General features: G+C 51.2%; 9 protein-coding genes. 6 read left to right on the top strand and 3 right to left on the bottom strand.

The window, feature by feature from the left end; translation table 11 throughout:
- On the bottom strand, positions 1-1,367 hold a 1,367-nt coding region (locus EA392_05910), incomplete at its 3' end, for a proline--tRNA ligase (GenBank protein ID TVR39732.1).
- 128 nt (positions 1,368-1,495) lie between these two features.
- Here EA392_05910 and EA392_05905 point away from each other — a divergent pair.
- Both EA392_05905 and EA392_05900 read left to right on the top strand, forming a co-directional pair.
- A complete protein-coding gene (locus EA392_05905) occupies positions 1,496-2,752 on the top strand; it encodes a hypothetical protein (protein TVR39731.1) in 1,257 nt (418 codons plus the stop codon).
- A 9-nt stretch (positions 2,753-2,761) separates the two neighbouring features.
- Positions 2,762-4,264 (top strand): hypothetical protein, encoded by a 1,503-nt coding sequence (locus tag EA392_05900; GenBank protein TVR39730.1) that lies wholly within the window; start codon positions 2,762-2,764, stop codon positions 4,262-4,264.
- Positions 4,265-4,362: 98 nt separating this feature from the next.
- Here the strand turns inward: EA392_05900 and EA392_05895 are convergent, their stop codons facing one another.
- Both EA392_05895 and EA392_05890 read right to left on the bottom strand, forming a co-directional pair.
- Entirely contained in the window at positions 4,363-5,121 is a 759-nt protein-coding gene (locus tag EA392_05895; protein TVR39729.1) for a hypothetical protein, read from the bottom strand.
- A 3-nt stretch (positions 5,122-5,124) separates the two neighbouring features.
- Positions 5,125-6,219, bottom strand: a complete 1,095-nt coding sequence (locus EA392_05890; protein TVR39728.1) for a Nif3-like dinuclear metal center hexameric protein — start codon at positions 6,217-6,219, stop codon at positions 5,125-5,127.
- A 31-nt stretch (positions 6,220-6,250) separates the two neighbouring features.
- Here EA392_05890 and lpxK point away from each other — a divergent pair, with 31 nt between their 5' ends.
- The 4 genes from lpxK to EA392_05870 are packed head-to-tail and all read left to right on the top strand — an operon-like array spanning position 6,251 to position 10,684.
- The gene (lpxK, locus tag EA392_05885) at positions 6,251-7,282 is read left to right on the top strand and encodes a tetraacyldisaccharide 4'-kinase (GenBank protein ID TVR39727.1); all 1,032 of its coding nucleotides are present in this window, start codon (positions 6,251-6,253) and stop codon (positions 7,280-7,282) included.
- A complete protein-coding gene (locus EA392_05880; GenBank protein ID TVR39726.1) occupies positions 7,275-8,090 on the top strand; it encodes a purine-nucleoside phosphorylase in 816 nt (271 codons plus the stop codon). The genes lpxK and EA392_05880 overlap by 8 nt, the downstream gene beginning before the upstream one ends.
- A complete protein-coding gene (gene gatB, locus EA392_05875; protein TVR39725.1) occupies positions 8,087-9,547 on the top strand; it encodes an Asp-tRNA(Asn)/Glu-tRNA(Gln) amidotransferase subunit GatB in 1,461 nt (486 codons plus the stop codon). Before EA392_05880 ends, gatB begins: the two co-directional genes overlap by 4 nt.
- A gap of 12 nt (positions 9,548-9,559) precedes the next feature.
- Positions 9,560-10,684, top strand: a complete 1,125-nt coding sequence (locus tag EA392_05870; GenBank protein ID TVR39724.1) for a TlpA family protein disulfide reductase — start codon at positions 9,560-9,562, stop codon at positions 10,682-10,684.
- The last annotated feature ends 11 nt before the right edge of the window (positions 10,685-10,695 follow it).

Genomic DNA, 10,695 nt, shown 5'->3' with positions numbered 1-10,695 from the left:
GTTTCCTGCTTGATGCGTTCTTCGGTTTCGGGGGAGCCATCCCAATGCGCCAGCAGAAAACCGCCCTGTTCGTCCAACACCTTTTTAAAGGTATCATAGTCGTCAACTACGCGGGTGTTTTCCTTCCGGAACTGCAGCGCGCGCTGAAAAAGATTGCTTTGAATTTCATCCATTAATCGGGTTGTCTGCTTCACAACCTCATCTCTATTTACAAGTGACTTTTCTCCTGTATCGCGCCGGGCTACTTCTGCTGTACCGTTTTCGATATCCCGCGGACCAATGGCAATACGCACGGGCACACCTTTCATTTCATATTCGGCAAATTTCCACCCGGGCTTGCGCTTGTCGTCATCATCAAGTTTCACAATCAGCCCTTGCCCGCGCAGTTCATCAGCAAGAGGATTCATTACATCCCGTATTGCGTCGAGCTGCTCCATGTTTCTGTAGATAGGCACCAGCACTACCTGGATAGGCGCCAGTTTGGGAGGCAACACCAGACCTTTGTCATCTGAATGCGTCATGATTAACGCACCCATGAGCCGCGTTGACACACCCCAGGAGGTAGCCCAAACGTATTCGGATTTGCCCTCCTGATCTGCGAAAGTCACGTCAAAAGCTTTGGCAAAATTCTGCCCAAGAAAATGTGAGGTACCCGCCTGCAAGGCTTTTCCGTCCTGCATCAGGCCTTCTATACACAGCGTATCTTCTGCACCTGCAAAGCGCTCGCTTTCTGTTTTGCGCCCTTTTACAACGGGCATAGCCATCCACTCCTCGGCAAATTGAGCGTACACATCCAGCATTCTGGAGGTTTCTTCGCGTGCCTCTTTTTCGGTGGCATGCGCTGTATGGCCTTCCTGCCAAAGAAACTCAGCGGTGCGCAAAAACAACCGCGTGCGCATTTCCCAGCGCACCACGTTGGCCCATTGGTTAATAAGGATGGGTAAATCGCGGTATGACTGGATCCAACCGCGATAAGTATTCCAGATGATTGTCTCGGAGGTTGGGCGAACGATGAGTTCTTCCTCCAGTTTAGCATCAGGGTCAACAACCACACCTTTTCCGTCTTCACTGTTTTTCAAACGATAATGGGTAACCACGGCGCACTCCTTGGCAAAACCCTCTACGTGTGCCGCCTCTTTGCTCAGATAGGATTTTGGGATAAACAGCGGGAAATAAGCATTCACATGACCTGTTGCCTTGAACATATCGTCGAGAGCGCGCTGCATTTTTTCCCAGATTGCGTATCCGTGGGGCTTGATCACCATACAACCCCGCACTGCTGAATGCTCGGCCAAATCAGCTTTTATCACCAAATCCTGGTACCATTTGGTGTAATCTTCCGCACGCGATGTAATTTCTTTGCTCATTTCGTTGTTGTGGTATAGATTTTGTATCTTTTCAAGGAGAAAATCCGGAACTTTTGGAAGTCAAAATGGGTTATCTTTGCCAGGCGACTCCTTAAACGGCCGCCAAAGTTCCACAAATTTGATGAATTATGAAGCATTTTGGAATTTACCTCAGCGTGTTACTCCTTGGTACAGCGTGTGCAAATCAAGGACAACTCGCACAATTCGATGACGACGGAATCTACGCTCGTCCGGCTGACAGCCGTTCGGGCGGGGCTGCTCCGCAGGACGCCTATCATTTCCTCGGTGAAGACCAGGGTGCTTCTGGTTCTTCAGCAGGTTACTTTGGCTCGGATCGCTCAGCCGATGGTGACATTTGGGCTGCCAATGGCGATGATTACGTGCCCGAGGCCCGCAGCATGCCGTCTGAAGACGGACGCGCCTACAGCAATTCTCGCTACAACAACCCTACACACTTCAATCAGTATGCAACCGCCATGCCCGTAACCATGCGCATGGGATTCTCCAGTTTTGGAGGCCCTATGATGATGGGCGGAATGGGCATGGGTATGGGTGTTGGCATGGGATGGGGCATGGGAGGTTTCTATGACCCCTGGTGGAACCCCTGGATGTGCTGGGACCCATGGAACCCATGGTTCCGCTGGCACCGCTGGCGCATGTGGGGCGGTTTTGGCATGTGGCACACCTGGTCACCCTGGGGCCCTTACGGGCACTGGGGCATGGGCTGGGGTTACGGCATGGGATACGGCATGGGATTCCAACACGGATACTGGGCCGGTATCAACGCCTATAACTTTAACCAGGGAATCTGGGCCGGTGACGGAGGTGGTGGAACCATCAACTCAGGACCACGCCCTTCACTTGGCGGAAGCAGCTTTAATAACAGTACAGGCAGTGCACCCGGTGCATCAGGCTTTCAGGGCGCCAACAGAGGCGGCCTGGACCGCGCAGGGCAACGCCCCAACTCCGACCAGATAAACAGAGGTGGCGGTATTCAACGTACACCCGACGGGACACGCGTACCCTCTCAGTCGCCTTCACGCTCTGACGGGTTCTCGCGCCCTGCACCGAGCAGAGGTACTCCATCTCACCGTACCCCGCCTCCCAGTGACGGACGCAACAACTCCTTCTTCCGTGGTGGAGGGAACCGTGGAGGTGCGCCTAGTACTTCACCCCCCAGTCGAGGTGGATCGCGTAGTCCCGGAATCTCTTCTCCCTCACCCTCACGAGGAGGAAGTCCTTCCATGCGACCCAGTTCACCCTCACGCAGCTTTGGCTCGCCAAGCCGTGGAGGTTCATCTCCCCGTATGTCATCTCCAAGCCCTAGTCGCGGCGGAGGTGGTAGTATGGGTGGAGGAAGCCGAGGAGGTGGCGGACGTCGTTAATTCTTCAGTATGAGAGCACTCACCTTGTTTGTATGGGCAACCCTGGTGGGCTTGCCGTGGGAAAGTCTTGGCCAGGAATTGGATGACGCGCTTCTTTTTAGCCGTCAGCAATTCCACGGCTCGGCAAGATTCAACGCCATGGGCGGAGCCTTTACTGCCCTCGGTGGCGACTTGGGATCCATTCACGTGAATCCCGCCGGTGTCGGTGTTTTTACCCGAAATGAAGTAGGAATTACGCTGGCAACAGGTAACTCAGGTATTGGGGCCGACTACTACGGCCGCAATACCTTTGCCAATGATGGCAGACTCAACGCCAACAACCTCGGAATTGTGTTTGTAAGCGAGTTAAACCACCCTGAATGGAAAACCTTTAACGTAGGTTTCTCTTACACCCGCACCAACGACTTCAACTCAACCATGCGCTACGAAGGCACTCAGGGTAATCACAATTTTGCTCAGCACCTGGCCAACCAGGCCAACTCGTGGGGACCGGGGGGGACACCCTTACCTGTTGAAGATTTACCGTCTTTTGATCCCTTTCAGGTGTATCCGGCTTATCAGACGTACATCATTGACTACGATAACTCTGCCGATGAATACTACACGGTGTTGGAAAACAGCAACAGTGTTTTTCAACAAGGAACACAAACACGCCGCGGAAGAACCAGCGAATCCATGCTTTCACTCGGGGCCAATTACAACGACAGGGTCTATTTCGGTCTGGGTCTGAAAGTAGGTTCATTGGTGCTTTTCGACGAATTCAGACATACCGAAACACCGGATAATCAAGAATCACTGACTTCACACAGCTATCGCACCGATCTGGAGGTGCGAGGTAGCAGCTTTAGTGTTTCCGGCGGAATCATCGCGCGACCCGTAGATTTTTTGCGCTTCGGGGTGACCGTGCAAACACCTCACTGGTACACCAACAACGAAGTGTACTCTACAGGCATGACCTCAAACCTGAATGGAGCCTACGCGGCATACGCCGAGTCTTCCAGACATTCATTCAGCAGCCCGGTGTTTGATAACCGATACAATTTCCATACGCCGTGGCGTTTTGGGCTCGGTGTTGCCGGGGTATTTGGCCCCAAGGCCTTGCTGAGTGTAGACTACGAACACATGAACTTTGGCTCCGCTCAGTTTGTGCGTAACCGTAGGGCGTTCAGTAGTTATGAGTTTATCGCCGAGAACGAGCAAATTGAAAGCGAATTGGGTGGAGGCCACAACATTCGTTCGGGCTTTGAATACCGTTTGCTTCCCTTTAGCTTGCGTGCTGGGTATTCCTATTTTTCAAACCCCTTCCGGGCTGAGTTCCGCAACGTAAACCGCCAAATGCACATGGCATCAGCCGGTGTAGGTTGGAGGCACAAAAAAGTTTTCATTGACGCGGGCTTCTGGTACCTATGGACCCAATCTCAATTCGCGCTGTACAATACAGGTTTCAACCAATCCGCAGCGTTGGATATTGCGCGACACGGGGTTTCATTTACTTTTGGTTACCGGTACTAAGCAAAGCCTGAAAAATACTGAGCCTACCTGGTTTCCGGAGCTCAAACGAAAAAAGGCCGGATCAACTCCGGCCTTTGTCTTTGTCACCACTGTTGTGGCTATTCGTTGTTCTCTTCGTCAATAATGGGGTCAACCAGAATTCGGCCGCAGTGCTCACATACAATAATCTTTTTGTGCATACGGATGTCCAATTGCCTTTGTGGCGGAATCTTGTTGAAACAACCTCCGCAGGCATCGCGATCCACAGTAACCACCGCGAGGCCGTTCTTGGCATTTTCGCGAATACGGTTGTATGCATTCAGAAGGCGGTCGTCAATGTTTTTCTCTGCTTTGGCAGCGTCCGTCATCAGAGCCTTTTCTTCTTTCTCAGTTTCCGCTACGATGGCATCCAGTTCTGACTTTTTAAGCTCAAGGTCTTTTTCACGCCCTTCCAATCGTTCGGTTGATTCGGCAAGAGTGCCCTTTTTGTTCTCAATCTGAAACTGAAACTCCTTGATGTGCTTTTCAGCGAGCTGAATTTCGAGGTTTTGGTACTCAATCTCTTTAGTGAGTGAATCAAATTCGCGGTTGTTGCGCACTTTGCTCTGCTGATCTTCGTACTTCTTGATCAACTCTTTGCTGCCGCTAATGGCATTCTTCTTTTCGGAAACCTTGAACTCAAGTTCTTTCATTTCCTCGTCGAGCTTCTCTTTGCGGGTACGCAAGCCTTCAATCTCGTCTTCCAAATCCTCCACCTCAAGTGGCAATTCACCTCGCACTGTGCGAATACGATCAAGTGAAGAATGAATCTTTTGCAATCCGTAGAGCGACTTCAGCTTCTGCTCTACTACGTTATCTGATTTTGTTGCGTTTGCCATCGATCAAAAGTAGTTAATGGGATTTGTTACTTCTTGGGTAAAATGGACGGCAAAGGTAGAAAATTTCTCCCGTAAAAACGACCCTATCAAATCAATCGTAAATTGCTCACTTTCATAATGTCCGATATCCGCGATTACAATTTTTCTTTCGGAATCGAAGAATTCGTGGTATTTAAAGTCGGATGTAACGAACACATCTGCCTTTGCAGCAATGGCATCGCGAAGCAGAAAGCTCCCCGAGCCTCCGCAAAGCGCAACCCTTTTTACCTGCCGGTTGAGTAGCGCAGTGTGTCGCACGCAACCACACCCAAAACGCTCCTTGAGCAGGGAGAGAAAAGCCATTTCATCCATACCTTCCGGCAGATTGCCCACCATACCCGCTCCACGCGTCTGATCGGCGTTTTGCAAAGCGTAAATCTCGTGCGCAACCACCTCGTAGGGATGCGATTGGACCATGGCCTGCAAAATAGAGCGCTCTCGCTCGGCAGGGTAAATCACGCTGATTTGCACCTCATCTGCATAGGAACGCTCCATGTGCTGACCATCGGTGGGGTTGCTGCCCTCAAGCGGTCTGAAAGTACCTGTTCCGCCAATGTTGAAAGAACACTCATCGTAATTACCAATATGCCCTGCCCCACCGGCAAACAAGGCATCGCGTACCTTGTCGGCATCTTTGCGCGGAACATACACCACCAATTGCCTGAGGTGGGCCGGCATGGGTCGCAAAACCTCTCTCTTCACCAGGCCGAGCTGATCAGCGATGCGATGATTCACACCGTGGTCCACGTTGTCGAGGTTGGTATGGATGGCATACAGGGCCACACCACCCCTGATGGCTTTCAGAACCGTGCGCTCTACATAGTTTGCCCCGGTGAGGCTTTTCAGACCCCGAAACACGATGGGGTGATGAGACACAATCATATTACAGCCGCGGCGCAGGGCCTCTTCCACCACATCTTCGGTACAATCGAGCGAAATCAATACACCGCTTACCTTTTCTGAAGCATCTCCTGTAATAAGGCCTGCATTGTCATATGACTCCTGAAGCGCGGGAGGTGCCCATTTTTCCAATTCTTTGATTAGATCGCCTATCGTCATTTCACTTTTCACGAGTTTGTATTTTTAGCCGATGAAATTACTGAGAAATGTCCTACTGCCCTTCACCTGGATTTACGGGGCGGTTTTGCAACTTCGGCATTTCCTTTACAACAAAGGTTTTCTCTCATCCAGGGGGTTCAACAAGCCGGTTATTGCCATCGGTAACCTCACGCTCGGGGGCACCGGCAAAACCCCTTTTACCATTCTGGTTGCCGGGCTGTTGAGCAAGCATGCAAAGGTTGCGATTCTCTCCAGGGGCTACCGGCGAATTTCGAGGGGCTTCCTGCTGGGTTCCGAAAAAAGCGATGTCAACCAATTGGGCGACGAGCCCTTCCTGATGCTGCGTGCGCTTCCCCATTGCAAAGTAGCTGTTGATGCAAATCGGGTGAGGGGAACCCAATTGCTTTTTGACGAGCACGGGAGCGATATCGTGGTTCTGGACGATGCTCTGCAGCACCGGAAAATCCGTCCGAAACTCAACATTCTGCTAACCGACTATAAGCGACTTTACGTGGATGACAAGCTCATTCCTACAGGGTACCTTCGCGATGTAAAGTCGCGCGCGGCCGAGGCTGACTTCATTGTGGTTACGAAGTGTCCGAAGGAAACTGACTTCAATGCAATTCAACGCAAAATTAACCCATTACCTCACCAGAAGGTGTTTTTCTGCGGGCTCACCTACAAGCACCTCCGCAAGCTCGGACACAGCGAAACCAGAACCTTAGAGAGCATCCAAAACGAATCTGTTCTTCTTGCATCAGGCATCGCCCGCCCGGATTACCTTGTTGATTACCTGAACAAAAAGTGCAGTGCCGTATATCCTGTTCTGTTCCCCGATCACCACGGCTACGGCAGGGGTGACATGGACAGGATAACCAAATTATTTGATAATTTTGACCCGCCGTTAAAGCACATCATTATCACCGAAAAAGACGCTGTAAAATGGGAACAGCCTTTCTTGATAGAAAAGATTGAGCGCTACCCGGTGTGGGTGATGGATGTGTCGGTGCATTTCCTGAAAGACGGAGAGATTTTTGAACGCGAATTGAAAAAATATGCTTGATCAGATTAGGGAAACCGCGTTATTCATTCAGCAAAAAACAACTCTGAAGCCGGTAGCGGGGATTATTCTGGGAACCGGACTAGCCGGCCTGGGGAGTGAGATTGATCCTGAAGTAGTTATTCCCTACGAAGAAATACCGCACTTTCCTGTTTCTACCGTGCAGGGTCATCACGGAAAACTGATAATCGGCCACCTGGGAAACAAACCGGTGATTGCCATGCAAGGACGCTTTCATTTTTACGAAGGATGGACCATGGCCCAGGTGGTTTTTCCCGTGCGGGTGATGAAATGGATGGGCGTGAACAATCTGCTGCTCTCCAACGCGAGCGGCGGCGTAAACCCCGATTTTGAAATAGGCGATCTGATGATTATTTCCGACCACATCAACCTGTTTCCCACCAACCCACTCATGGGTCCGAATATTGATGAGCTCGGACCACGCTTTCCTGATATGAGCGAAGCCTACGACAAAAAACTTGTGAGCGAAGCCGAAAATATTGCCCAAGAAGAAGGTATTGCCATTCAAAAAGGTGTATATGCCGGGCTATCGGGCCCGTGTTTGGAAACACCCGCTGAGTACACCTATGTGCGAAATACCGGAGCCGACACAGTGGGCATGAGCACAGTACCGGAAGTGATTGCTGCGCGCCACATGGGTATGCGCTGCTTCGGAATGTCCATCATCACAGACCTTGGTGTTCCCGGAAAAATCGTGAAAGTGACCCATGAGGACGTTCAGCGGGTTGCCGAGGCGGCAGAACCTAAACTTACCACCATTTTCAAAACCCTGGTTGCGCGCCTGTCATGACCCTAGACCCACATATCCGCGACAAGTACCAAATGGTGGTTGGGTTGGAGATTCACGCGCAGCTCAACACGCGCTCCAAAGCATATTGCGCCGACCTGAATGAATACGGATCAGCTCCCAACAGCAACGTGGGGCCGGTGTCGCTCGGAATGCCCGGCACCCTGCCCGTGGTCAACCGACAAGTAGTGCAACACGCCATCAGACTGGGACTGTCACTGAACTGCAACATTACTGAATCCATGTATTTTGCGCGCAAGAATTACTTCTACGCTGACTTACCAAAGGGGTATCAGATTACGCAGGACACGACACCTATCTGTACCGGTGGACATCTGGACATTGAAGTGGATGGAAAAAGCCGGCGTATCGGTATTACCCGCATCCACATGGAAGAGGATGCCGGTAAAAGTATTCATGACCAGGATCCTTTTGACACGCTGATTGACCTGAACCGAGCAGGAGTTCCCCTGCTTGAGATTGTTTCTGAGCCGGATATCCGATCTTCGGAAGAAGCCTATGCGTACCTTGCCGAAATCAGGAAACTGGTGCGCTACCTGGATATTTGCGACGGAAACATGGAGGAAGGAAGCCTGCGTTGCGATGCCAACATTTCGGTGATGCTGAAGGGAAGCGACACCTTCGGAATGCGCTGTGAGGTGAAAAACATGAACTCACTGCGCAATGTACAGCGAGCAATTGAGCACGAGGTTGTTCGGCAAATCCTGCTCATTGAATCGGGCGGTACAGTGGAGCAGCAAACCCGCAATTTCGACGCGGTGAGCGGCACCACCAGCCTGTTGCGCAGCAAAGAAGACGCCCATGACTACCGCTACTTCCCCGAGCCCGACTTGCAGCCACTCACACTCACCCCTGAGCAAATCGAGGTGGTACGAAGTGAAATGCCTCCCTTGCCTTCAGAGCTCTTGGTGCGCTATACCACCGAGCTGGGCCTGAAAGAGTACGATGCCCGGGTGCTTACCGAAGACAAAGCCATCGCCCTGTATTTTGAGGAACTCATTCAACACACCCCGAACTACAAGGCAGCTGCCAACTGGGTGATGGTAGACGTCAAGTCTTTCCTGAACCAAAACGGAATCGCGATCAGTGAGTTCTCACTGAAGCCCGTGCAAATAGCCGAACTGATTGATCTTATTGACAGTGGCAAGGTAAGCCACTCTGTAGCGAGCCAAAACCTGTTTCCGGCCTTGATTGATTCGCCTCATACATCCGCAGCTGCACTTGCTGAGGCCATGAACCTCATGCAGAACAGCGACGAAGACAGCCTTACAAGCTGGGCACGTGCTGCCCTGGAAACATACCCCGACAAGGTGAACGCATACAAATCGGGCAATAAAGGACTGCTTGGACTGTTTATGGGAGAAGTCATGAAGCTGAGCAACCGTAAAGCCGACCCAAAAGCTGCCAGCAAAATACTACAACAACTACTTGAAGAATAACAAAACAAAACCATGAAAAACCTTTGGATTATTGCATCACTATTGTTCATTCTCGCGGGTTGCGAAAGCAGCGAATCGGGTATGGCAGGTATCTCAGGCCAGATCGAAAACGCAGCTGGTGAGAAAATTGAACTCAACCACATTCACAACAACGCGGCCAACCTGCTCGAAGCGGCAGAAATTGGTCCTGGAGGAAGCTTTCGCTTTGCGGAAGGGCCCGGAATGTTTGATTTTTACACGGTAGTGGTGGGCGACCAACAAATCGTACTCCTTACCGACAGCACCGAAAATGTGATGATTACCGGCGATATGGAGGATTTACTCGGAACCTACCAAGTACAGGGATCCAAACATTCTCAAATCCTACGCGACTATTACGCCGGCACCCAAACATTCCGCACACAATTGGATTCCATCCAGAAAGCCTTTCAGGCTATTGCCATGTCGGGAGATGAGGATGCCAAACAAGAAATGGTGGATGCCTTTGAGGATATCCGGGAAGCTTACCAGCGATTCCAGAAGGAATATGTAGCGAAAAACACCGACTCTCCGGCGTGTATTTCCATTCTTGGTGAAATGAATCCCGAGGAACACCTGGAGCTGTTCAAGGAAGTACACAAAGGTATTGAGCCCGTATTCTCGTCGCATATCTACTACAGTATGTTGGGCAACCAGATTGCAGAAGCCGAGCGCAAAGTATCGGCCATGGCCAAATTGTCGCCTGGTAGCGAAGCTCCCGATATTGAACTTGCCGACCCCAATGGCAAAGTAATTCCGCTGTCATCGCTTCGCGGCAAAGTGGTATTGATTGACTTCTGGGCCTCGTGGTGCAAGCCCTGTCGGGTGGAGAACCCCAAGGTGGTAAAGATGTACAACGAAATGAAAGACAAAGGGTTTGAAATCTATGGGGTTTCACTTGACCGCGACAAGGACAAGTGGGTGGAAGCCATCCAGCAGGACGGCCTTACCTGGCCACAGGTTTCAGACCTCCAGTTCTGGAACAGCGCTGCAGCCAAGCTCTACAACGTTAGCAGCATTCCGCACACTGTACTCATTGACCGCGATGGAAAAATTGTGGCCAGCGGCCTTCGCGGTCGTGCACTCGAGAACAAGGTGGAGGAAATGCTGGCGATGTAAACCATCATGAG

The organism is Cryomorphaceae bacterium (assembly GCA_007695365.1).
In the GTDB taxonomy this organism is placed as follows: domain Bacteria; phylum Bacteroidota; class Bacteroidia; order Flavobacteriales_D; family SKUL01; genus SKUL01.
This window is presented reverse-complemented; position numbering and strand designations above follow the sequence as displayed.